Raw genomic sequence first — 24,001 nt, 5'->3', positions numbered from 1 at the left:
GACACCGCGCCGACATGCCACCGACACGCCGCTGACGCCCCCGCCCGGGGGTCAGCAGCGGACGGGTCAGGGCCGGCGGGGAGCATCCGGCCCGGCGACCGCGAGCGGGTGCGGGCGCTGTTATCGTCGGCGGCCGGGCGGCGACTGGGCGGCCCCCACGCATCGAACAGGTGGTCGCCGTGACCCGGGCCCGTACCCTCGTCCCGCCGGTGCTGCTGGGTCTCGTCGTCGTGGCGCTGGTGCTGTCCGGCATTCGGCCGTACGACCGGCTGACCTGGCTGCTGGAGACGGTCTGGGTGCTCGTCGGCGTGCCGGTGGTGCTGCTGGTGTGGCGGCGGTTCCCGCTGACCACCCTGCTGTGCTGCCTGCTGGCGGCGCACGCGCTGGTCCTCGTCGTCGGCGGCCACTGGACGTACGCGCGGGTCCCGCTGGGCGACTGGGTACGCGACGCGCTCGACCTGTCCCGCAACCCGTACGACCGGCTCGGGCACTTCGTGCAGGGCTTCGTCCCGGCGATCCTGGTCCGCGAGATCCTCGTCCGGCGCTCCCCGCTGCGCGGCAGCCGGTGGCTCGCCCCGCTGGTGGTCTGCGCCTGCCTGGCCTTCAGCGCCTTCTTCGAGATGATCGAGTGGTGGTCCTCGGTGGCCGGTGGCGCCGCCGCCGACGACTTCCTCGGCACCCAGGGCGACGTCTGGGACACCCAGTGGGACATGTTCCTCGCGCTGGTCGGGGCGGTCACCTCGCTGGCCCTGCTCAGCCGGTGGCACGACCGCCAGCTACCGGCCGCCACCCCCGCCCGCCCGGCTCCCGCCGTCCCGGTGGGCTGACCGGCCCGGTCCGTCGCCGCTCCGGCTCGACTGCCCGCCGGTCGCCCACCGCCACACCCGGTCGGGCGCCGGACCGGTGGTCGCCGGCCGGCCGGGTCGGCAGGTCACGGTCGGTCGGCCCAGGTGTCGAGGACCGTGGCGACGTCCAGCGGGTCCGCCGGGTCCGGTGCCGGCCGGGGCGGCGGCGCGGGCGTCCGGGCGAACCGGGGCGCCGGTGCCGGCTGCACTGCGCCGTCCACCTCGACGAACGTCCCCCGGGCGGCGTTGTGCGGATGGCGGTGCGCCTCGGTGGGGGCGAGCACCGGCGCGACACAGGCGTCGAGGTCGGCGAAGACAGCCGTCCACTCGTCGCGGGTGCGCTCGGCGAACCGGGCGGCGAACCGCCGCCGCAGCTCCGGCCAGCCGGCCGGGTCGTACTGGGCGGGCAGCGTCGAGTCGTCGGCCAGGCCGAGCCCGGTCAGCAGCGCGGTGTAGAAGGCCGGTTCCAGCGCGCCCACCGCCACGAACCGGTCGTCGGCGGTGCGGTAGGTGTCGTAGAACGGTGCCCCGCCGTCGAGCAGGTTGCCGCCCCGGGGCGCGGTCCACCGGCCCGCGCCGAGCATCCCGTGCAGGAACGCGGTGAGCAGCGCCGACCCGTCGACCATCGCGGCGTCGACCACCTGCCCGAGGCCGGAGCGTTCCCGTTCCAGCAGCGCGGCCAGCACCCCGGTCGCGAGCAGCATCCCACCCCCGGCGAAGTCGCCGAGCAGGTTCAGCGGGGCGTGCGGGCGGTGGCCGGGGCGGCCCAGTGGCTCCAGCGCGCCGGCCAGCGCGATGTAGTCGATGTCGTGCCCGGCGCGGGCGGCCAGCGGGCCGTCCTGCCCCCAGCCGGTCATCCGGGCGTACACCAGGCGGGGGTTGCGGTCCCGGCAGGTCCGCGGCCCGAAACCGAGCCGCTCGGCCACCCCCGGCCGGTACGCCTCGACCAGCACGTCGGCCCGGTCGACCAGGCGCAGCAGGTCGGCCACCCCGGCGGGGGTCTTCAGGTCCAGCGTGGTGACCCGCCGCCCCCGGTGCAGCGGGCCGGTCGCCGGGACACTCAGCCGTCCCGGGCCGACGCCGCCCGGCCGGTCGACGCGCACCACGTCCGCGCCGAGGTCGGCCAGCACCATGCAGCCGAACGGGGCCGGGGCGAGGCTCGCCAGCTCCACCACCCGTACCCCGGCGAGCGGTCCGCCGGTGGGCGCGTCGGGGTCACAGGGCACGGGCGATCAGCTCCTTCATGATCTCGTTGGTGCCGCCGTAGATCTTCTGCACCCGGGCGTCGGCGTACATCCGGGCGATCGGGTACTCGGTGGTGTAGCCGTAGCCGCCGAACAGTTGCAGACACCTGTCGACGACCTCGCACTGTCCCTCGGTGAGCCAGGCCTTCGCCATCGCTGCGGTAGCCACGTCCAGCTCGCCACGGTCGTGACGGCCGATGCAGTCGTCGAGGAACACCCGGCTGACCCGGGTCCGGGTGGCGCACTCGGCGAGCACCATCCGGGTGTTCTGGTGGCCGATCAGCGGTTTGCCGAAGGCGGTGCGTTCCTTGACGTACGCGGTGGTCAGCTCGACGGCCCGCTGCATCGCCGCCACCGCGCCGATGCCGATGACCAGGCGTTCCTGGGGGAGCTGCCGCATCATCTGGCCGAACCCGAGCCCTTCGGCCCCGCCGAGCAGGTTCGCCGCCGGCACCCGCAGCCCGTCGAAGAACAGCTCGGCGGTGTCGTTGCCGTGCAGCCCGATCTTGGACAGCAGCCGGCCCCGCCGGAATCCCTCGGGCTCTGCGTCGACCTCGCAGACCAGCAGGGAGATGCCGGCGGCGCCCTGCGTCGGGTCGGTCTTGACGGCCAGGATGACCAGGTCGGCGAGGCCGCCGTTGCTGATGAACGTCTTGGCCCCGGTGACCAGGTAGTCGTCGCCGTCGCGCACGGCCCGGGTCCGCATCGCCTGTAGATCGGAGCCGCCGTCGGGTTCGGTCATCGCGATCGCCCCGACGAGTTCCCCCCGGCACAGGCCGGGCAGCCAGCGCCGTTTCTGCTCGGCGCTGCCGTAGGCGACCAGGTAGCCGGTGACGATGCCGCTGTGCACGGCCAGCCCGAGGGTGCTCTCCCCGACGTGCGTCTGCTCGTGCAGCAGGACGGCCTCGTGGGTGAAGCCGCCGCCGCCCCCGCCGTACTCCTCGGGCACGGACAGGCCGAGCAGGCCCAGCTCGCCGGCGCGCCGGTAGTGGTCACGGTCGGGGTGGCCCTGCGCCAGCAGCCGTTCGGTGTGCGGCAGCACCTCCCGGGTGAAGAAGTCCCGGGCGAGGTCGGCGAGGTCGTCGTGTTCGGGCGCGCGCCACGGCGGGGTGTAGGTGTCGAGTCCAGGCGTCGGCATGGTTCCACCCTCACGCCCTGTTGGCGACGTGTCAACAATCCTTGATCATCGTCCGTCGTCGGCCCGGTCGCCGCCGGTCGCCGCCCGGGCGACGGGACCGGCCCGCCGACCCGGGACACGCCGCGCCGACCTGCCGATAGGGTTCGGCGGATGAGCGTTGACACCGACCCCCGGCGACGACGGCTGGAGCCCGACGCCAGGCGGGGACAGATCCTCGCCTGCGCGGTACGGCTGTTCGGCGCGCGCCCGTACGCGGACGTGTCGACCACCGACGTCGCCCGCGAGGCCGGGGTGGCCCGGGGCCTGATCAACCACTACTTCGGCACCAAGAAGCAGCTCTACCTGGAGGTCGTCCGGGTGATGGTGACGGTGCCCGGGGTCGCCGTCGAACGGCTGCCCGACGGCGACCTGCGCACCCGGGTCGACGCCAGCGTCACCTGGTTCCTCGACGTGGTGTCCCGGCACCGGGACTCCTGGCTGGCCGCCGTGACCGCCGGCGACATGGGCCACGACGCCGACGTCGCCCGGGTGCTCACCGAGGCCGAGGAGGTCGCGGCGGACAGCGTGCTCGTCGCGGTGGGGCTGGCCGACGCCACGACCTGCCGGGCCGAGCTGCGCGGCATGATCCGGGCGTACGGCGGGCTGGCCATCTCGACCGCCAGGGAGTGGCTCCAGCGGGGCGCGCTGGACCGCGACCAGGTGCACCTGCTGTTGACCGCCACCCTGCTGACCATCGTGGAGCAGGTCTATCCGGCGATCGTCGGCTCGGCGCGGGCGGCTCAGGCCGGCGGGACCGGCTCGGGCCGTCGCACCGCCATCGGCACGGTGTCGAGCCGGGCCCAGTCCTGACTGATCGCGGCGGCGGTGCGCAGCAGGCGGGGCAGGTGGTCGTCGGTGAGCCGCTCCAGTGAGGTCTCGGCGGCGTGCACGGTGACGTTGAGCGCGGCCACCACCCGGCCGTCGCCGTCGCGTACCCCGGTGGCGACCGACCGGATGCCGGCAGCCAGGTCCTGGTCGGCCAGGGCCCAGCCGCGCGCCCGCACCTCACGCAGTTCCCGGTCCAGCTCGTCGCGGTCGGGCTGCCAGCGGGCGGCGATGCCGGAGCGGCTCGGCACGGCCAGCACGGCGGTGAGTTCCGCCGGGGTGAGGGCGGCCAGCAGCACCTTGCCCATCGAGGTGGCCACGGCCGGGAACCGGGTGCCGATGGTCACCGCGAGTGTGACGATCTTGGGCACCGCCACCCGGGACACGTAGACGATGTCGCTGCCGTCGAGCTGGGCCAGTGAGGTCGACTCGTCGGTCTCGGTCACCAGCTGCCGCATGTGCGGGCGGGCGACGTCCCAGATGCTCAGCGAGTTGACGTACGCCACGCCCAGCTCCAGCACCCGGGGGGTGAGCGCGAAGCCCCGGTCGGCGGCCCGCACGTAGCCCAGTTCCTCCAGGGTGAGCAGGATGCGGCGGACGGTGGGGCGGGCCAGGCCGGTCACCGCGGCGATCTCGCTGAGCGTCATCGTCGGCTGGCCCGGCCGGAAGCAGCGCAGCACGTCGAGGCCGCGCGCCAGCGCCTCGATGAAGTCGGTTCCGGTCTCGCGCCCCATGGAGTCCCTTCGCTGGCTGCCCCGCACCCGGCGGGCGGTCACCCGCCGGGTGCGTCGGATGGCTAATGTTTCCACTGTGCCGAGCCGGCGTCCCACTCGGTGTAGGTGTAGGGGTTGTCCAGCACCGCCGTCTCGGGGACGTCCGGGTTCATCCCCTTCTCCCAGGCGTCGACGCCCATGGCGTCGGTGAGGTGCTCGACGGTGCGTTCCACGGCGGCGCGGGCGGCGGCGAGGTCGACGTCGACCAGCCGGTGCTCGTGCTTGACCACCCGACCGTCGACCAGCACGGTGTGCACGTCGCCGCGTTGGGCCTGGAACACCACGTGGCCGTACGGGTGCAGGATCGGGAACATCACCGGCGACCGGTCGTTCTTGATCAGCACCACGTCCGCCCGGCGGCCCGGGGTGAGGGCGCCGACGAGGTGGTCGAGGCCGAGCGCCCGGGCACCGCCCCGGGTCGCCCACTCCACCACCTGCTCGGCACGCAGGTGACAGTGGGTGACGGTCTCCTGTCGACCGTGCGCCTCGAGGTGTTCCCGGGAGCGGTCGGCGCTGAGCGTGGCGCGCATCGCGGAGAACAGGTCGCCGCTCCACCAGACGCTGGTGTCCATGGACAGCGAGACCGGGATGTCGTGGTGGCGCAGCTGCCAGGTGGGCGGGTAGCCCTGGCCGGCGCTCTGCTCGCTCTCGGTGGACACCGAGACCGAGCCGCCGGTGGCCGCGATCCGGTGGTACGAGTCGCGGTTGAGGGTGGCGGCGTGCACGTAGACGGTCGACTCGGTCATGAACCCGTGCTCGTGCATGAGCCGGATGCCGTCGTCGTTGGTGGCCCCCCATACGCCGGCGTGGGTGGTGACCGGCACGCCGAGGTCCCGGGCGACCTCGAAGGCGGCCCGCTCGGGGAAGGCCGGGTCGCCGGTGACGTCGAAGGCCATCTGGAAGCCGAGCCGGTCGCCCCGGCCGTGGATGCGGCGGGTGACGAAGTCGCGGAACTCGGGGGTGGTGGCCCACTGCCACGGCCCCTGTTGCAGGTTGCCGTAGGCGAGCACGAACCGGCCCGGCACCGCCTCCAGGGCGTCGACGGCGGCGTCGGCGTGCTGCGGGGTCTGCAGGCCGTGTGACCAGTCCACGGTGGTGGTGACCCCGGCGTCGACGGCCTCGATGGCGGCGAGCAGGTTGCCGGCGTGGACGTCCTCGGGGCGGAACAGCTTGCCGGATTCCAGGTAGTACCAGACGAAGTACTGGGTCAGTGTCCAGTCGGCGCCGTAGCCGCGCATCGCGGTCTGCCACATGTGCCGGTGGGTGTCGATCATGCCGGGCATGACGATGCCGCCGGCCGCGTCGATCTCCCAGGTGCCCTCGGGCACGGCCAGTTCCGGGCCGACGGCGGCGATCCGGTCGTCGATCACCAGCACGTCGGCGCGGGGGAGCACCGTGCGGGCGTCGTCCATGGTCAGCACCAGGCCGTTGCGGAACACCACCGGCTGGCCCGCCGCCGGTGTCCGCCCCTCGTTCGCGCTCATCGCCGCCACTTCCGTTCGGGGTGCTTGCGGACGCTTGTCCGCTGTACGGTCAGTTCAGGTTTCGCCAGTGTGTTACCGGTCACCGGCCATGTCAAGGGCACGTTACCGTCGCATGTCTGGTCGTTTACCAGGGCGTAGAGCTGGGAGTTTCCCGAGAATTCCTTCGGGGTGGTTGACGTCCCCCGGGCTCGTCGGGAAACTGGCTCAGCGGACATTCGTCCGCCTGGCGGTCAACGTGAGGGGTGGGGTATGGCAGAGGAGACACCGGGCCGGACCGGTCCGCTGCACGGCGTCGTGGTGGCCGACTTCTCCCGCATCCTCGCCGGGCCGTACGCCACCATGCTGCTGGCCGACCTCGGCGCCGAGGTGATCAAGGTGGAGGGGCCCGGCGGCGACGACACCCGCACCTGGATGCCCCCGGTCCGCGACGACGTCTCCACCTACTACCTCGGCATCAACCGCAACAAACGGTCCATCGCGCTCGACCTCAAGGACCCCGACGACCTGGCCGTGGCGCACAAGCTGGCCGCCCGCGCCGACGTGCTGATCGAGAACTTCAAGCCCGGCGGGCTGCGCCGCTTCGCCCTGGACTACGACACCGTGGCCGCCGGCAACCCGCGGGTGGTCTACGCCTCGATCAGCGGCTTCGGCACCGGCGCGGGCGCGGCCTACCCGGGTTACGACCTGATGGTGCAGGCGATCTCCGGACTGATGAGCCTCACCGGTGACCCGGACGGCCCGCCCTACCGGGCCGGCATCTCCGTGTTCGACGTGATGGCCGGGCTGCACGCGTCGATCGGCATCCTCGCCGCCCTGCACCACCGGCACGACTCCGGGCGCGGCCAGCACGTCGAGGTCAACCTGCTCTCCTCGGCGCTGTCCGGCCTGGTCAACCACAGCAGCGGCTACGTCGCGGGCGGAGTGGTGCCCTTCCGGATGGGCAACGCCCACCCCAGCCTCTTCCCGTACGAGCCGCTGCCGGTCGCCGACGGCGAGCTGATCGTCATCGCCGGCAACGACGGGCAGTTCCGCCGGCTCTGCCAGGTGCTCGACCTGCCGGAGCTGGTCGACGACCCCCGGTTCACCCGCAACCAGGACCGCACCGCCAACCGGGAGGAGCTGCGCCCGCTGCTGGTCGAACGGCTGCGCCGGCGCACCCGCGACGAGTGGTTCACCGACCTGATGGCCGCCGGGGTGCCCTGCGCCCCGATCAACACCATCGACGGCGGGGTCGCGCTCGCCGAACGCCTCGGGCTGGACCCGGTGGTCACCGTCGGCGAGGGCGCCGCCGCGGTGCCCGGCATCCGGCACCCGATCACCCTTTCGGACACCCCCGCGCGGTACGGCACCCCGCCGCCCGCGCTCGACGAACACGGCGAGGAGATCCGCGCGTGGCTGACCGGCAGCTAGACTTCCCGACCTCGATCGGCACCTCCGACCCGACCACCATCCGGCTGCTCGGTCAGGACCTGGCCGGCGACCTGATGGGCCGGGTGGGCTTCGGTGAACTGGCCTTCTGGCTGGTCGCCGGGCGTCGCCCCGGCCCCGGCGAGGTACGCGTCTTCGAGACCGTCCTGGTGGCCCTGGCCGACCACGGCTTCACCCCCACGGCGATCGCCGCCCGGCTGACGTACCTCAGCGCGCCGGAGGCGTTGCAGGGCGCGATCGCCGCCGGCCTGCTCGGCGGCGGCTCCCGCTTCCTCGGCGTCACCGAGGACTGCGGCAGGTTCCTCGCCGACACCCTCGCCGGTCTCACCGACCCGCCCACCGACGACGCCGGCTGGGACGCCGTCGCCCTGGACGCGGTGCGCGCCGCCCGCGCCGCCAGGCGTCTGGTGCCGGGGCTCGGCCACCCGGTGCACAAGGAGACCGACCCGCGCACCCCGGTGCTGATCGCGATCGCCGAGCAGGAGGGGCTGCGCGGGCCGCACCTGCGGCTGTTCGAGGCGATCGGCCGGGTCCACCCGCAGGTGCTCGGCCGCACCCTGCCGCTCAACGGCGCGGGGGTGTGCGGCGCGGCCCTGGCCGACCTCGGCCTGCCGATCGACCTGCTACGCGGCTTCGCCCTGCTGGCCCGCACCGCCGGTCTGCTCGGCCACCTCGCCGAGGAGCGCCGCCGCCCGCTCGGCATGGACATCTACCACACCGTCGACCGCAACGCCCGGTACGTGCCGGACGACGCCGACTGATCCCCCCACCACCTTTACCGTCTGCGAGAGGAGCGGCCATGGCCCAGGTCGTCGCGGTCATCGCCTCCACCCACCACCCGTTCTACTACCGCGCCACCACCGCCACCGGCGAGGACCGGCCCCCGTTCGCCGACGAGTGGGCCCGCAAGATCCTCGCCTTCCGGGAGACCCTCACCCGGGCCAGGCCGGACGTGCTGGTGATGGTCGGCTCCGACCACTTCCACCAGCTCTGGCTGGACAACATGCCGCAGTTCCTGGTCGGCAAGGCCCCGTTCTACGACGCCAACTGGTACAACGAGGAACGCGAGTTCGGGCTGCCCAAGATGCTGCTGCGCGGCCAGGAGGACCTGTCGGCCCACGTGCTGCGCGCCGGCCTGGACGCCGGGTTCGACCTGGCCTTCAGCAACGAGCTACGGATCGACCACAGCATCACCTGCCCGATCATCACGCTGCGGCCCGAGGCGGACCTGCCGATCGTGCCGATCTACACCAACATCTTCGCCCCGCCGCTGCCGCAGCCGAAACGGTTCGTGCAGCTCGGCGCGGCCATCCGGGAGATCGTCGAGAGCTGGCCCAGCCACCTGCGGGTGGCCGTCATCGGCACCGGCCACCTGTCGCTGGAGCTGGGCGGGCCGCGCCAGTTCGGCCCGCAGGGCCCGGACCCGGAGTTCGACCGCCGGGCGGTGGAGTGGATCGCCAACGGCGACCTCGACGGCTGCCTGTCCGAGGTGACCCTGGACAGCCTGCACGCCCCCGGCAACGCCACCCACGGCTTCATGGACTTCATGCTGATGATGGGGGTGGCCGGCGCGGGCGCCAAGGCCGACCACGTGGACACCCTGGACCTGTTCCACACCATGGAGGCGTACTTCACCTGGTACCCGAACGGAGCGCCGGCATGAGCCGCTACCTGGTCGACAAGTTCCTCTACACCGTCGACCGCGACCCGGAGCTGGTCGAGCGCTACCGCACCGACCCGCTGGGCACGGTGACCTGGTGGGAGACCGAACGCGCCAACGCCGTCCTCAACTGCCACGCCGGTGAGGCGAGCACCTGGCTGCGCTTCACCGACGAGGAACGCGACGCGCTGGCCAGCCACGACCACGTCCGGCTCTTCGCCCTCGGCGCGCACCCGTTCCTCACCCTGACCCTGTTCATCGCCATGTTCGAACGGGACCACCCCGAGCCGATGGCCTACCAGAAGCAGTACGGCCTGCGGCTGGCCCACTTCTCGCTGCCCTACCCCGACATCGCCACCTGACGCCAGCCGAAGGGCGGTCGGCGCTGCCGGCGTCCCGGGTCACCCGACCGGTCACCCCCGAGGGCGACGACCGGATCGAGCCTGCCGGGTGCCTCCCGCTGGCCCGCAGCCGGTACCTCGACCGGCTCCGCCCGGGGGAACGCGCCCGCGGCGAGGCCAGGCACGCCACCCCGCCCGGCCGGCTCCGGCCCTGACCGGCCACCCGACGGCGCTGTCGCCGGGGAGGGCAGGCACCCCGCACGGTCCGGGTCCGGTTACCGACAACCGGCCTGGCCGACCGGGGGATGCGGGCCGGTCGACAGGCTGGTGATCTGAGTACGACTCCGATGTGGACCCGGCCGGGGAACGGGACGAGGCCGGGCCGCTGCCGCTCGTCACCCGTCGGGATGGTGCCCATGCTTGCGCGCGTCCGCCGCCTGCCCGGCCGGATACCTCTGCGGGCGGACCCGTGGCGCGGGAGCGGCCCGTTCCTGGCGCTGGCGCTGGTGGCCGTGTCCACCGCCGCGTTCTCCCTGGTCGCGTCGAAGAGCCCGACCATCGCGGACTACCTGCGGCGTTCCTCGATCGCCGGCCGCGCGCTGCGGGCGGGCGTGCTGGCCGACCAACCCCTGCTGAGCACCCGGGTCGACACACCGAACGTCGAGGACCCGAAAGCCAAGGTCCGGTTCACCGGCTTCGAAGCCAGCCTGGCCACCTATCTGGGTCGGTCGATCGGGGTGCCCGTCGAATTCGTGCCGCTGGAGCCGACGGAACGGTTGGACGCGTTGGCCTCGGGCCGGGTCGACGTCGCCTTCGCCGGTCTGGTGATCACCGCGGAGCGGCAACGCGTCGTCGAGTTCGCCGGCCCCTACCTGATCGGCTATACCGTGTTGGCCACCCGCGGCAACCGGCCAACCGATCCGGGGCGGGATCGGCTGTGCGTGGTGCCGGGGTCCGGCGCCGCGGCCGACGCCACCCGGCTGGGAAACCCCCTGCTGCTCGCCCGGGATCTGCGGCAGTGCTTCGCGGCCGTACGCGCCGGCCGGGCCGACGGGGTGGCCGGTGACGAGATCCTGCTGCGTGGCCTGGTCTGGGCCGCGGAACCGGGGTGGAGGATAGACGATATTCCCGGCACCGCGTCGGCCGCGTACGGCATCGGGGTGGCCCGGGACGATCCCGCGCTGAAGGCCCTGGTCGACTCGTTCCTGGTGGCCAGCTGGCGGAAGGGCAAGCGCGGAGCCTGGGAGAGGGCGATGGAGGACACCCTGCGCAGGGCGGGGTTCACCGGTTCGCAACCGTACGCGCCGGGGCGGCTGCTGCGCGACGGCAGCGACGGGCAGGACGGAACGGGTGGGATCGTCGGTCTGCCGGCGGTGGTGCCACCCGTGGTGGCGGCGCGTCGGGGTCGGACGGTGGCGCACCGGCGACGACGCCGGACGCTGGGGCGGGTGGTGACCCGCCGGCCGGTCGCCGCCGCGCCCACCCCGTCGGGCGAGCCGGAACCGGGCGGTGCTCCGTCGGGGGTGTGGTCGCTGCTGGTCGGCGTGCCGGTCGCGGTGTCCGCGCTGTACCTGTGGATCCAGTCCGGTGGGGACCGCCAGTTCACCCTGATGCTGGCCCAGAGCGTCAACCCGATCAACTTCCTGGCCGCGGTCAGCCTGTCCGTGGTGTGGGTCTTCCCCGCTCTGCCCGCCCTGGTCTTCACCATCGGCGCGGTGGTGCTCGGCGCGGCGGTCGACGATGCCGACCGGCGGCGGCTGCGGGACCGGTACGCGGTGGCGCGCTGGACGGCCCGGGCACCGGGATGGGTGGTGTGGGGCAGCATCCTGGCCGCCGCCGCCAGCACCCCGTTGGTGTTCGCCCCGGCCTGGGCGTTGGCGCTGCGGGTCGTCGGTCGACGCGGGGCCGACGGGCGCAACGGCGGGTTCCTACCGGCTCGCGGCTGGGCGTTGGCGGGCCTGCTGCTCTGCGTCGCGATCGTCGGGGCGGCCGTCGCGGCGGCCCTCGTCGAGGGGGAGGAGGCGCTCGCCCTGATCGCCGGCTGGCCGGCCGTGCTGCTGCTGACCGGTGCCGACGGGCCGTTGCGTCCGGGCCGGGTGGCGGCCTTCGTCCGGACCGCCGCCGTGCTGGCCGTCCTACTCACGATGGGCGTGCTGCACACGGTGGTGAGCACGCCGATCCTGCCGTCCACCGCGATCCAGGTGGCGGTGCCGACGGCCGCGCCGCCCACCACCGGCCCGTCGGGGTCACCGGCCGCGGGCGATCCGGACACCGACCCGCCGACCCGCCAGTTGCGCGGGTACGTCGTCTCGACGGACGACGAGTCGACCACCGTGCTGTCCGACCGGGGCGGGGTGGAGATCGTCGCCAACGACCAGATCAGGTCGCGGGTGTCCTGCCCCAGCCTGGTCGATCTGCCGGGCGACTCGGCGGAACTCTTCGGCCTGCCGCTGCGGGAGTCGTTGCTCAAGGCGTTGGCCCGTCGGCAGCGGCCGACGACGGTGCAGGACCCGCGCTGCCTGCTGCGCCTCGACGGCTAGGCTCGGCCGCCCTCGCGGACGGTCGGCTCCGCGGCGTCCACCGGCCGAGCGGAGAAAAATCGTAAGGACGCTTTACTGTTAACAATCTTTAATTTACCGTGATGACAGTCGTCCCGAGGTGGATCCGATCCGACCGGGTGCGGGGTCGCCGGACGGCCCGGGTCCACCCGAGGTCCACCGAGCCCGCCCGGACCGGCTCGACCGTCGAGGAGTGCGTCATGCGTCGAACCATCACCGTCCCCCTGGTGGCGACAGGTGCCGTCGTCACCTCCCTGGGCCTCGCCGCGCCCGCCCAGGCCCACGGCTACGTCTCCGCCCCACCCAGCCGCCAGGCCCTCTGCGCCCAGGGCAAGGTGCCCGACTGCGGTCAGATCCGCTACGAGCCGCAGAGCGTCGAAGGCGTCAAGGGGCTGCGCAGTTGCAGCGCCGGGATCACCCAGTTCGACGTCCTGAACGACGACAACCGGGGCTGGCCGGCCACCCCGGTCGGCAGCACCGTGACCTTCACCTGGGTGAACACCGCCCGGCACGCCACCAGCAACTGGGAGTACTTCATCGGCGGCACCCGGGTCGGCGTCGTCGACGGCGGCGGCCGGCAACCCGACGCCACCGTCTCGCACACCGTCAACCTCGGCGGCTTCACCGGCCGGCAGAAGATCCTGGCGGTCTGGAACATCGCCGACACCGCCAACGCCTTCTACTCCTGCGTGGACGTGCAGATCGGCGGGACCGGCCCCACCCCCACCCCGGGCCCGTCGCCGACCCGCACCCCGGGCCCCACGCCGACCCCGACCCGTACGCCTACCCCCACCCCCACCGCGCCGCCGACCGCCGGTGGCAGTTGGACGGCCGGCCGCAGCTACCAGGTCGGCGACGTGGTCACCTACCAGGCGGTGAGCTACCGGTGCCGGCAGGCGCACACCGCCCTGCCGGGCTGGGAGCCGCCGTACGTGCCCGCCCTGTGGACCCGGATCTGACCCGGCCGCCGACCATGCCGCCGCGTCGACCGGGCGTCGCGCCCCCACCCGCCACCGGCCCCCGATCAGCCGGCGGCGGGCCCGGCCGCCGACGCCTGGGTGCCGTGGCCGCCGTGACGGCCCTGCTGCTCGCCGGATGCGCGCCCGCCGGGTCCCCGGCCGCCCCCGCGCCGACGCCGTCGGGCACGACCACCGTGGTCGACGGCCTCGACCTGGTGTTCCTGCACGCCATGACGGCCCACCAGGAGCGGACCCTGGCCATCGTCCGGGCCGCGCCGCAGCGGATCCGGGAACCCCGGTTGCGCATCCTCGTCGCGGCGATCGACGCCACCGAGACCGACGAGGTGGCCCAGGCCCGCCGGTGGATCGCCACCGCCGGCCCGGACACCGGCCAGCACCGGCACAACCACCCCGACCCGGGCGGCACCGGCGACCCGGTGGCGCTGCTGCGCGGCACCCCGGAAGCCGGCTACGACGCCGCCCTGGTGGCGGTGCTGGTGCCCCAGCAACGGCAGGCCGCCGCGCTGGCCCGGGCGCACCTGGCGGTGGCGGTCGCCCCGGCCGTCCGCGACCTGGCCCGGCGCATCGACGAGTCCCGTACCGCGCAGCTGCGACTGATCGCCGCGCTGCGGGTCGCCCCGCCCACCGGCTGAGCACCGACCGGCGATGCGACGCCGACGCCACGGCGGAACGGCCGGTTCCCCCACCCGTACGGTCAGCAGGCCGAACCGTTCGGTCGCCCCCGCGACATCGATGTTCCTCGTGTTTCCGACCACCGGTATAGTCCCGGCAATCCCCATTGGAGTGTCGCAGGGAAAACCGTGATCTGCGTGACGGCAGCTGGGCTGGAGGATGCGCTGTCCGGCTCACCATTCGTCGGACGGCGGCCGGAGATCGCCCGCATCCGCGCCGCCCACGCCGACAGCGTCCGCACCGGCACCCAGGTGGTGTGCGAGGTGGTCGGCGACCCGGGGATCGGCAAGACCCGCCTCGTCCACGCCGCGCTGGACGGCTGCGTGCCGGCCCTGCCCCGGGCGGTCGGCACCTGCGTGGAGGCCGAACGGGACATCCCGTTCCACGTCTTCCGGCACGCCTTCGGCGCCCCCCACCCCGTGAGCATCGACCCGCAGCACCCCACCGACGTGTCCGACGGCCTGCCGACCGTGCCCGGCGTCGGCCCGCTCGACGGACGCCAGTTCCGCACCTACCAGCTGGCCCGCCGGCTGCTCACCCTCGCCGCCCGGGACGGGCTGGCCCTGGTCCTGGACGACCTGCACTGGGCCGACAGCTCGTCCACCGGGCTCGTCACCCACCTGCTGCGCTACCCGGTGCCCGCGCCGCTGCTGCTGATCCTGGTCTACCGGCCGCGCCAGCTCGACACCGCGATGCCGTTCGGCCCGCCCGACGACGGTGTCCCCGGCGGCCGGCGTCGGGAACGGATCGAACTGGGACCGCTCAGCCTCGCCGACACCGTCGAGCTGTACCCGCACGACGACCCCACCGACCTGGGCCGCCGCCACGACCAGGCCGCCGGGAACCCCGGCTACCTCGCCGCGCTGGACGGCGTCGGGTCGGCCGACGGCGACCAGGACTCCCCGTCGACCACCGGGCCCCGACTCACCGACCGGGCCGTGGCCACCCTGCGCGCCGAGTGGGCCGGCCTGTCCCCGGTCGACGCGACCTGCCTGCGTGCCGCGGCCGTGTGCGGCACACCCTGCGCAGTGGACCTGCTCGCCGAGGTCGCCGGCCTGCCGGCCCCGCAGGTGACCGAGTCCGCCTGGCGACTGGTCCGCCGGGACCTGCTGCGGGTCGTCCCGGCCACCGCACGGTTCACCTTCCGGCACCCGGTGCTACGGGTGGCGGTCGTGCAGGACACCGACCCGGCCTGGCGGGCGGAGGCACACCACCGGGCGTTGACCGTGCTGCTCGCCCGGCAGGCCCCGCCGGCCGAGCGGGTGGCGCAGGCCGAACACCTGCTCGGCCTGCCCCACGGCCGGCCGGTCGGACCCTACGTCGACGTGCTCTGCCGGGCCGCCGAGCAGATCCGCGGCGACGCCCCGGAACTGGCCGTCCGCTGGCTGCGGACGGCACTGCGCGCGGTACGCCCCCCGGCCGGCTCCCCGGACTGCCGGCACGACGTCACCCTGCTGCTGGCCCGGATCACCGGCGAGATGGGCAACCTCGCCGAGAGCCGCACCCTGCTGCGGGAGGTCGTGCCCGAGCTGCCCGTCGACCCGACCGGCCGCCGGGTCGCCGCCGTCGCCCAGTGGGTACGGGTGGAACGCCTGCTCGGCAACTATGCCGAGGCCGCCGCGATCAGCCGCCGGGAACTGGTCGGCACACCCACGCCGACCGCCGGGGCGTACCAGCTCGCCACCGAACTCGGCGCGATCGGCATCCTGTCCGGCCACCCGTCACCGGTGCCCGGCGGCGCACCCGACGGTGCGGCCAGCGGCATCGACCGGGCCGGCCTGCTCGCCGTACGCGGACTCGCCGCCGCCCACGACGGCGAGGTGCAGATCGCCCGGGAGCTGCTCGCCGCCGGCGCGCCGATCGTCGACGCGCTGCCCGACCGGGACCTGCGCGAGCGTCCCGACTGCCTGCTGGCGTTCGGGCTGGCCGAGCTGTTCCTGGAACGCCCCGCCGATGCCACCCGGCACCTCGACCGGGGGATCGCCCTGGTCCGCGACGCCCACCGCGACGACGGCCTGTGCCAACTGCTGCTCGGCCGCAGCCAGGTCGCCTACCACCGGGGCCAGCTCGGCGCCGTGATCGGGCTGACCACCGAGGCCGGCGGCATCGCCCGCCGGATCGGCAGCCGTTCCCTGCTCAGCTTCGCCCTCGCCTTCGAGGCACAGGCCACCGCGTGGCGGGGCGGCCCACGCGACGACGACCGGGCGGTGGCCCTGGCCCGCACCGCCGTGGACCTCGCCAACGACCTCGACAGCTGGTCGGGACGGACCGCGGCGACCGCGCTGGCCACCGCGACGCTGCTCGCCGGGGACCCCGCCACCTGTGTGGAGATGCTCACCGACGCCGGTGGCGACAGCCGGCTCACCCGCCTGCAGGCCTCCCTGCGACCGATGTGGCACGAACTGCTCTGCGCCGCCGCCCTGGCCGCCGGGGACCTGCCGGAGGCGTACCGGCGGGCCCGCGCCGCGTTGGCCGACGCCGACCTGCTCGGCCTGCCCGGCCAGCACGCCTTCGCCGAATCGGCGTACGGGGAGGTGCTGCTCGCCCGGGGTGAGGTGCTGACGGCGCTGCCGTACCTGCGCACCGCGGCGGACCGGTTCCGGGCCGCCGGCATGACGCTGCGGCACAGCCTCGCCCTGGTCGCCATCGCCCGCGCCTCCGAGGCGGTGGACCAGCACGGCCCCGCCGTGCGGGCCCGCCGCCGGGCAGAGGAACTGGCCGCCCGGTGCGGCACCGAACGGGTCGGCCTGCGTCTGGCCCGGCCGGTGCGGGCGCTCGCCGAGACCGCCCTGACCGACCGGGAGTGGCACATCGCCCGACTGGCCAGCACCGGCGTCACCAACCGGCTGATCGGCCGTCAGCTGCACATCAGCCCCCGTACCGTGGAGGCGCACCTGACCCGGATCTACCGCAAGGCGGGTGTGGAGTCCCGGTCCGGTCTGGTCGCCTGGGTGTCCCGTTTCGACGACACCGACCGCTGAGGCCCGCATCCCGGTCCGGGCGGCGTCAGCCCTTGTCGACCAGAGCGCCGTTCCCGACCGGCCCGGCCTGCGGGCCGTTGTTGTCCAGCAGGCCCGCGATGTGCGCCTCGGCCTGGTGCTCCACCGCCAGCCGGAACGCCTCGGTGAGCACGTTGACCACCCCCTGGGTCAGCAGGATCGTCTCCCGGTCCCCGTCGGACCACGACGGCCGGGACCCGCCGCCACCCAGTTCGGGGGCGAGGGTCAACATCCGGGCGGTGACCGCCGCGACCAGTTCGTCGGCGAGGGGCTGGACGCTGTCGAGCACCTCACTGAGCGCCTGCAACGCCGGCACCGTGCCCATCCGGACCCGGTGCAGGTCCAACGCGGCACGCAACGGCCGGGGCCGCACCGTGCGCACCGTCCCGTCCGGCGCCCGCCCGATCACCCCGTGCCGGGTCAGCGCGTGGGTCAACGCGGGCCGTTCGGCAGCCAGCCGTTGCAGCATCGCGGTCATCCCGTCGGGGGTGTCGTCCCCGGCCCGGACACCGAGCATCGCCTCGATGGAGACCAGGTTGAAGCCCTGCCGTTGCAGGGTCAGGATGGCCTCCAGCCGGCGGACGTGGGAGTCGTCGTAGAGCGCTACCCGACCCCGGCGTACCGGGGGTGCCAGCAGTCGGCGGGCCTGGTGGGCACGGATGTTCCGCGCCGACATGCCCACCTTGCGGGCGAGTTCCTCCACGGTGTAGCCGACCGGGGTACCGGCGGTCGCCGGCCCGGTCGTCAACCGGTCGATGGTCACGGTGGCCTCCGCCTGCGTCGGGGACGGGGTACGGCGACCTACCGGCCGGTTGCGGCGGACGGCAGACCCCCCGGGCCGAGCGTATGGCCGGGCCTCTCCCGCGCGACATAAGGGGAACCACTACTTGCCCCCACCGGCGACCAACCATTATCCTCCGTGACCGCGCGATCACGCAGGCCCTGGACGGAACGGTTCGCTGTCAGCGTCCCGGGGCGTCGGTGGCGCGGGCCGGCGCGGTGAACGGCAGCAGCACCCGGAACACGGTCGCCCCCGGCGCACTCTCCACCCGGATGTCGCCGTGGTGCTTGTTGACCACGATCCGGTACGAGATGTCGAGTCCCAGCCCGGTGCCCTCACCGACGGCCTTGGTGGTGAAGAACGGTTCGAAGATACGCGGCCGGACCGCCTCGGGAATCCCCGGTCCCGTGTCGACGATCTCGACGGCCAGCAGGTCGCCGGCCCGACCGGTGCGCAGCGTCAGGGTGCCCGCAGGGCCCATCGCCGACAGGGCGTTGTCGATCAGGTTCGTCCACACCTGGTTCAGTTCGGCCGCGTACGCCGGGACGGGTGGCAGGTCCCGGTCGTACTCCCGGACGACCCGGACCCCCGGCGGGACCTTGGCCTTGAACATGACCAGGGTGGCGTCGAGCAGGTCGTGCACGTCCACCACCTGGTGCGGGGCACGGTCCAGTTGCGAGTACTGCTTGGCCGCGCCGACCAGGGTGGAGATCCGGGTGACCGCGTCGTCGATCTCGGCCATCAACTGCTCGGTGTCCAGCGTGTACGACAGCCACCGCACCGCCGACTCCAGGTCCTGCTGGCCGACCACCTCGCGGACCTGCTCCAGCCACGCGGTGTCCAGACCGGCGGCGACCAGCGTCGGCGCCAGGTCCCAGCCGGCGGTGACCCGCTGTTCGTCCAGCCAGTCGGCCAACGCGTCCTCGGCGTCGCTGGCCGCCATCGGGGACAGCTGCGGCGCGCGGGCGGCTCGCTTCACCGCCTCCTCCTGCAACTCCACCAGGGTGTGCAGCCGGCTGCCGTCGAGCCGGCCGTCGGCGATCATCGCCAGCTTGTGCCGCATCCCGGCGACCCGGTCGCGCAGCGCCGAGGTGGCCCGCACCGCCGCGCCGGCCGGGTTGTTCAGCTCGTGGGTGAGCCCGGCCGACAGCGAACCCAGGGCGAGCAGCCGTTCCCGCTCGCCGATGATGGTCTGGGTGTCGCGCATGCCGAAGAACAGCCCCTCCAGCAGGTGCATGGCCATCGGGAACCAGGTACGCACCGCGTGGGCGAACGTCTCGGCGGGCAGCACCAGGAACGCGGCGTCGGTGACCGCCCGCAGCGTGTTCAGGTAGACCTGGTCGACCTGCCCGCCGAGGTACGCCTGGGTGGCCCCGCCGTACACGCCGCGCTGGTCGGTGCGGGTGACCTCCAGGTCGTCGCCGTGTACCCGTCGGCTCATCGACACGGTGCCGGACAGCAGGGTGAAGAAGCAGGTCGCCGGCTCGCCCTCGGCGTAGACGACGGTGCCGCCGGCCCGGTGCTCGACCCGGCCGTGTTCGGCCAGCCAGTCGAGCTGGCCGGCGTCGAGGGCGGCGAACAGGAACAGCTCGCGCAGCTGCTCCGGGGTGAGTCGTTCGTCGGAGTCGCTCACTGTGCCTCCAGATAACGGTGTACCAGCGAGACGGCCATCGCACCCTCACCGACCGCCGAGGCGACCCGCTTGACCGAGGCGGCCCGCACGTCACCGGCGGCGAACACCCCCGGCAGGCTCGACTCCAGGTGGTACGGGTCACGGGCGAGGGTCCAACCTGGAGGTTTCCGGCCACCCGCCGTCAGGTCGGGGCCGGCGACGATGAAGCCCCGCCCGTCGCGGACCAGCACCCCGTCCAGCCATTCGGTGCGTGGCTCCGCGCCGATGAAGATGAACAGCCACGAGGCGTCCACCTCGTGGACGTCGCCGCTGCGGGTGTCCCGCAGTCGTAGCCGTTCCAGGTGGTCGTCGCCCTCGCCACCGACCACCTCGGTGTGCGGGTGCACCACGATCCGGTCGTTGCGGTCCAACTGCTGGATCAGGTACGACGACATCGACGCGGTGAGGTCCGCGCCCCGGATCAGCAGGTGCACCCGGCTGGCGTACCGGGAGAAGTGCACCGCCGCCTGGCCGGCGGAGTTGGCCCCGCCGACGATCCAGACGTCCTGGTCGACGCAGCTGGGCGCCTCGGTCGACGCCGCGCCGTAGAACACCCCGCGCCCGGTCAGGTCGGCCAGGCCCGGCGCGTCGAGCACCCGGTAGGAGACCCCGGTGGCCAGCACCACCGTGTGCGCGGCGATCGTGCTGCCGTCGCCGAAGTGCAGCAGCCGGGCCGCCCCGGCGCTCTCCAGCCCCACCACCTCGCGGGTGCTGAGCAGCTCCGCGCCGAACTTCAGCGCCTGCCGGCGGGCCCGGTCGGTGAGCTGGGCGCCGGAGACCCCGTCGGGGAATCCGAGGTAGTTCTCGATCCGGCTGCTCTGCCCGGCCTGGCCGCCGGTGGCCCGCCGCTCCACCAGCACGGTGCGCAGCCCCTCCGACGCCCCGTAGACGGCCGCGCCGAGCCCGGCCGGGCCGCCGCCGACGACCACCAGGTCGTAGAAGTCGGCGGACGGGGCGACGGTGAGCCCGGCCACCGCCGCCAGTTCCGCCTCCGTCGGGGCGACCAGCGCCTTGCCGTCCGGGGTGACCACCAGCGGTACGTCGGTGGCGGCGGCCCCGGCGGCGGCGAGCAGCCGACCGCCCTCCGGGTCGTCGGTGAGCAGCCAGCGGTAGGGCACCAGATTGCGGGCGAGGAAGTCGCGGACCGCGAACGACGGGGCCGACCAGCGGTGCCCGACCACCCGGATCTCGTCGCTGGCCTGGTCGGGGCTGGTCGCCCAGGCCTCCAGCAGGGTGTCCACCACCGGGTAGAGCTTCTCCTCCGGCGGGTGCCACGGCTTGAGCAGGTAGTGGTCCAGGTCGACCACGTTGATCGCGTCGATCGCCGCCTCGGTGTCGGCGTACGCGGTCAGCAGCACCCGGCGGGCGGCGGGGAAGAGGTCCATCGCGGCCTCCAGGAACTGGATGCCGTTCATCTCGGGCATCCGGTAGTCGGCCAGCATCACCGCCACCCGTTCGCCCCGCAGCTTGATCTCCCGCAGCGCCTCCAACCCGCCGGTGCCGGAGTCGGCCCGGACCACCCGGTAGCGGTCGCCGTAGCGGCGGCGGATGTCACGGGCGACCGCCCGGGAGACGGCGGGGTCGTCGTCGATGGTGAGGATCACCGGCTGTGCCATGGTGCCCATGTAAGCACAGCCGTCGGGCCGGTCGTCCGGGCCGCCGACGGCGGCCCGGGAGTGGGCGGTCCGACGGTGGTTATCCGTTGGTTTTCTCCCGGACACGGCCTATGGTGGGCCGCATGTTCCCGGCCGTCAGCCCCCGCCCGACCGCCATCGGTTCCCCGGTGGCGGTGGTCGTGGTCGGCCGGGGGCGGCCGAGCCCGATCCCCGCCGGGCGTGGCCCACCCGGAGACCGCGCATTCTCCGCAACGGCCACCAGGGCGAAGCCAGCAGGCTTCGGCCCTTTTTCTTTTTCCGAAAGGACCCGTCCATGAGCACCGATCTGCACGACCAGGCCGACCAGCGCCGGCTGACCATGCTCCGGCAGAGCCTCACCGACCAGTTCGCGTCGCAGACCGCCCGGTTGACCGAGTTGACCGCCGACACCGGCGACCCGGCCGAGGCGCACACCCGGGGCGCGTTGATCGCGGCCACCCGGCAGAGCCTGGACCACCTGGCCGGCGCGCTGCGCAGGATCGCCGAGGGGAGCTACGGCCGCTGCGAACGCTGCCAGGTGGCGATCCCGGCCGAACGGCTGGAGGTGTTGCCGCAGGCCCGGTTCTGCGTCCCCTGCCAGCAGAAGGCCCACGGCTGACCCGTCCGACCCGGACCGGGCGCGGCGGTGGCGTGCGCCACCGCCGGCTCCGGCCGGCGTGGGGCTCCTGCGGCGACGGGGAGCAGACGGTGGGCCCGGACCGGCGGGCGGGACCGGTGGGTGGTTCGCGTCCTTTCGAGCTGATGACGTCGACGCATCACCCGCCGTAACGCGTCCACCCGCCGCCGGCGTCCCAACCGTCCGTGCCGGACGACGTCGGCGGACCGGAACTGAGTCGTTGACGTCGTCAGATCGAAAGGACGCGCACCGACCATCCTTGCCCCGTACGTTCCGTCGGTGAGGAATCGCGGAACGAATGGTGACGCCGAGGATGATCTCGGCGTTCCTGTCGTTCGACGCACGTGCGGAGGGCCCCGGCCAACGTGGCCGGGGCGGTGGCGGACTGACTGTCCGGCGTGACGTCGCTGACGCCGATCGCCCGGACCCGCCTCACGGCCCGACCGTGTGCACCGCGCCGACCCGCAGGAAATCCAGGCGCTCGGCGGCGGCGCTGCCGGCCGCCGCGGTGTAGACGGTGATCCGCAGGTCGGAGCCGGTGACGCTCAGCACGTCACAGTCCAGCTCCAGCTCACCGACCAGCCGGTGGCGCACCGTCTTGCGGGAACTGACATGCCGTCCGGCCGCACCCGATTGCCACAGGCGCCGGAAGCGCGAACTGGCCGCGCAGACCTCGGCCACGAGGGCACGCAGCGCCTCGTCCTGCGGATAGGTGGTGACGGCCTGACGCAGGTCGGCGACCAGCGCCCGGTCGATCTCCTCGTCCGGCCCGTGGATGTTCGCCCAGTTCGGGGCAGCGCAGAAGGTCGCCCGGATCACGTTGCGGTCGGCGGGTGGACTGCCCGCCGGGTCACCGTACAGAGCGCTCCACATGGTGTTCCAGGTGATCAGGCTCCAGTCCGCCGCGTAGACCGCCACCGGGTAGTCGGTCATCCGGGTGACCAGCCGCTGGACCCCTGGTGGAATGTGCACCGGCACCACCCGCCCGGTCGGCACCGGCAGCCCGGCGGCCTGGTGCAGAAGGGCGTTCTCTGCCTCGTCGAGGTGCAGCGCGCGGGCCAGCGCGGCCACGACCGGCTGACTGGGCCGCCGTGACCGGCCCTGCTCCAGGCGGACCAGATAGTCGACGCTCACCCCGGCCAGACCGGCCAGCTCCTCACGGCGCAGCCCCTGCGCCCGGCGTCGCCCGTGCCCGGACAGGCCCACGTCGGCGGGGGAACACCGGTCCCGCCACGCCCGCAGAAGACTGCCGAGATCGTTCGTCATGGCCCCATGATGGCCGGGCTCCCGGCGGGTTGCCTGGTAACGCCGTTCCTACCGTAGCGGCGGGCCCTGGCTACCCGACCGGCACCGGACGACCCTCGACGTATGACACCATCTCTCGCCGGACGTACCGTCGTGATCACCGGAGCCAACAGCGGCATCGGCCGCGCCACCGCCCGTACCCTGGCCGCCCGGGGCGCCCGGGTCGTCCTCGCGGTCCGCGACCTGGGCCGGGGCCGTGCCGCCGCCGCCGACCTGCCCGGCGGGGCCGAGGTGCGGCGTCTCGACCTGGCCGACCTGTCCTCGGTCCGCGCGTTCGCGGCGGCCTGGACCGAACCGGTCGACGTGCTGATCAACAACGCGGGAGTGATGATGCCACCGCCGGGTCTGACGGTCGACGGCTTCGAACCGCACTTCGGCATCAACCACCTGGGTCACTTCGCCCTCACCAACCTCCTGCTGCCGCGGATCACCGGCCGGGTCGTCACCGTGTCCGCCGGCGGGCACCAGGCCGGCACCCTGGACCTGGACGATCCGCACTGGAGGAGCCGCCCCTACCGGCCGTTCTCGGCGTATGCCCAGTCCAAGCTCGCCAACCTGCTCTTCACCGCCGAACTCCAGCGTCGCCTCACCGCGTCCGGCTCGGCCGTGCTCGCCACCGCCGCCAACCCCGGCCTGGCCGCCACCAACCTGCTCAGCCACGGCGGCAGCCGGGCGGTCCGCTGGACGAACGCCCTGCTACGCCCGCTGTCCCAGTCCGACGCCGGCGGTGCCCGAACCACCGTGCACGCCGCCACCGCCGACCTGCCCGGCAACAGCTACATCTCACCGAGCGGCGTGACCCAGTCCCGGGGCCGACCCAGGGTCACCACCCCGTCGAAGGCAGCCCGCGACCCCGAACGTGCCCGCCAGCTCTGGATTCTCTCCGAGAACATGACAGCCACCACGTTCCCCCTGCCCCGGTCGCCCCACCTAGCAGCCTAGGATGCCTTAGGGGTAGTGGCCCGGTCCGCACGACCCGTCGAGAG

The 24,001-nt window shown here is 73.7% G+C and carries 20 protein-coding genes; 12 read left to right on the top strand and 8 right to left on the bottom strand.

All coding sequences use genetic code 11. From position 1 onward, the window contains the following. Positions 1-179: 179 nt before the first annotated feature. Entirely contained in the window at positions 180-827 is a 648-nt protein-coding gene (locus tag ACN267_RS09130; protein ID WP_421488407.1) for a DUF2238 domain-containing protein, read from the top strand. Between the two features lie 104 nt (positions 828-931). Here the strand turns inward: ACN267_RS09130 and ACN267_RS09125 are convergent, their stop codons facing one another. After that, a complete protein-coding gene (locus ACN267_RS09125; RefSeq protein ID WP_421488406.1) occupies positions 932-2,071 on the bottom strand; it encodes a CaiB/BaiF CoA transferase family protein in 1,140 nt (379 codons plus the stop codon). Further along, positions 2,061-3,227, bottom strand: coding sequence for an acyl-CoA dehydrogenase family protein (locus ACN267_RS09120; RefSeq protein WP_204959859.1), 1,167 nt, complete (start codon positions 3,225-3,227; stop codon positions 2,061-2,063). Before ACN267_RS09120 ends, ACN267_RS09125 begins: the two co-directional genes overlap by 11 nt. A gap of 150 nt (positions 3,228-3,377) precedes the next feature. Between ACN267_RS09120 and ACN267_RS09115 the strand changes: the two genes are divergently transcribed. Beyond that, positions 3,378-4,076 (top strand): TetR/AcrR family transcriptional regulator, encoded by a 699-nt coding sequence (locus ACN267_RS09115; protein WP_204959858.1) that lies wholly within the window; start codon positions 3,378-3,380, stop codon positions 4,074-4,076. Here ACN267_RS09115 and ACN267_RS09110 read toward each other — a convergent pair. Further along, positions 4,007-4,825 (bottom strand): IclR family transcriptional regulator domain-containing protein, encoded by an 819-nt coding sequence (locus ACN267_RS09110; RefSeq protein WP_204959857.1) that lies wholly within the window; start codon positions 4,823-4,825, stop codon positions 4,007-4,009. The genes ACN267_RS09115 and ACN267_RS09110 overlap by 70 nt on opposite strands. Before the next feature lie 62 nt (positions 4,826-4,887). Further along, a complete protein-coding gene (locus ACN267_RS09105; protein ID WP_281897666.1) occupies positions 4,888-6,348 on the bottom strand; it encodes an amidohydrolase family protein in 1,461 nt (486 codons plus the stop codon). Positions 6,349-6,597: 249 nt separating this feature from the next. Here ACN267_RS09105 and ACN267_RS09100 point away from each other — a divergent pair, with 249 nt between their 5' ends. From ACN267_RS09100 to ACN267_RS09065, 8 genes are all read left to right on the top strand, one after another. Beyond that, positions 6,598-7,758: a CaiB/BaiF CoA transferase family protein gene (locus tag ACN267_RS09100; protein ID WP_204959855.1), complete on the top strand. Its 1,161-nt coding sequence runs from the start codon at positions 6,598-6,600 to the stop codon at positions 7,756-7,758. Continuing rightward, positions 7,740-8,537: a citryl-CoA lyase gene (locus ACN267_RS09095; protein ID WP_204959854.1), complete on the top strand. Its 798-nt coding sequence runs from the start codon at positions 7,740-7,742 to the stop codon at positions 8,535-8,537. The genes ACN267_RS09100 and ACN267_RS09095 overlap by 19 nt, the downstream gene beginning before the upstream one ends. A 38-nt stretch (positions 8,538-8,575) precedes the next feature. Next, on the top strand, positions 8,576-9,439 hold the full coding sequence (locus tag ACN267_RS09090) for an extradiol ring-cleavage dioxygenase (protein ID WP_204959853.1): 864 nt from the start codon (positions 8,576-8,578) through the stop codon (positions 9,437-9,439). Then, positions 9,436-9,798, top strand: a complete 363-nt coding sequence (locus ACN267_RS09085; protein ID WP_281897661.1) for a hypothetical protein — start codon at positions 9,436-9,438, stop codon at positions 9,796-9,798. The genes ACN267_RS09090 and ACN267_RS09085 overlap by 4 nt, the downstream gene beginning before the upstream one ends. A gap of 395 nt (positions 9,799-10,193) precedes the next feature. Further along, the gene (locus tag ACN267_RS09080) at positions 10,194-12,317 is read left to right on the top strand and encodes a transporter substrate-binding domain-containing protein (protein ID WP_421488405.1); all 2,124 of its coding nucleotides are present in this window, start codon (positions 10,194-10,196) and stop codon (positions 12,315-12,317) included. 218 nt (positions 12,318-12,535) lie between these two features. Next, on the top strand, positions 12,536-13,294 hold the full coding sequence (locus ACN267_RS09075) for a lytic polysaccharide monooxygenase (protein ID WP_204959849.1): 759 nt from the start codon (positions 12,536-12,538) through the stop codon (positions 13,292-13,294). Positions 13,295-13,407: 113 nt separating this feature from the next. Beyond that, entirely contained in the window at positions 13,408-13,947 is a 540-nt protein-coding gene (locus ACN267_RS09070) for a DUF305 domain-containing protein (RefSeq protein WP_421488404.1), read from the top strand. Between the two features lie 177 nt (positions 13,948-14,124). Further along, positions 14,125-16,968, top strand: a complete 2,844-nt coding sequence (locus tag ACN267_RS09065; protein ID WP_281897649.1) for an ATP-binding protein — start codon at positions 14,125-14,127, stop codon at positions 16,966-16,968. Positions 16,969-16,993: 25 nt separating this feature from the next. On the opposite strand, the gene ACN267_RS09060 is transcribed toward ACN267_RS09065, so the two are convergent. From ACN267_RS09060 to ACN267_RS09050, 3 genes are all read right to left on the bottom strand, one after another. Continuing rightward, positions 16,994-17,749 (bottom strand): MerR family transcriptional regulator, encoded by a 756-nt coding sequence (locus ACN267_RS09060; protein WP_204959847.1) that lies wholly within the window; start codon positions 17,747-17,749, stop codon positions 16,994-16,996. 199 nt (positions 17,750-17,948) lie between these two features. Further along, the gene (locus ACN267_RS09055; protein WP_281897647.1) at positions 17,949-19,400 is read right to left on the bottom strand and encodes an ATP-binding protein; all 1,452 of its coding nucleotides are present in this window, start codon (positions 19,398-19,400) and stop codon (positions 17,949-17,951) included. Next, positions 19,397-21,055, bottom strand: coding sequence for an FAD-dependent oxidoreductase (locus ACN267_RS09050; protein WP_281897644.1), 1,659 nt, complete (start codon positions 21,053-21,055; stop codon positions 19,397-19,399). The genes ACN267_RS09055 and ACN267_RS09050 overlap by 4 nt, the downstream gene beginning before the upstream one ends. 313 nt (positions 21,056-21,368) lie before the next feature. On the opposite strand from ACN267_RS09050, the gene ACN267_RS09045 reads away from it, so the two are divergent. After that, positions 21,369-21,692 (top strand): TraR/DksA family transcriptional regulator, encoded by a 324-nt coding sequence (locus tag ACN267_RS09045; protein WP_204959844.1) that lies wholly within the window; start codon positions 21,369-21,371, stop codon positions 21,690-21,692. Positions 21,693-22,142: 450 nt separating this feature from the next. On the opposite strand, the gene ACN267_RS09040 is transcribed toward ACN267_RS09045, so the two are convergent. Next, on the bottom strand, positions 22,143-22,976 hold the full coding sequence (locus tag ACN267_RS09040; protein WP_421488403.1) for a helix-turn-helix transcriptional regulator: 834 nt from the start codon (positions 22,974-22,976) through the stop codon (positions 22,143-22,145). 102 nt (positions 22,977-23,078) lie between these two features. Here ACN267_RS09040 and ACN267_RS09035 point away from each other — a divergent pair, with 102 nt between their 5' ends. After that, a complete protein-coding gene (locus ACN267_RS09035; protein WP_421488402.1) occupies positions 23,079-23,957 on the top strand; it encodes an oxidoreductase in 879 nt (292 codons plus the stop codon). The last annotated feature ends 44 nt before the right edge of the window (positions 23,958-24,001 follow it).

The sequence above is a fragment of the Micromonospora sp. WMMD734 genome (assembly GCF_049178975.1).
GTDB lineage: Bacteria > Actinomycetota > Actinomycetes > Mycobacteriales > Micromonosporaceae > Micromonospora > Micromonospora wenchangensis.
This window is presented reverse-complemented; position numbering and strand designations above follow the sequence as displayed.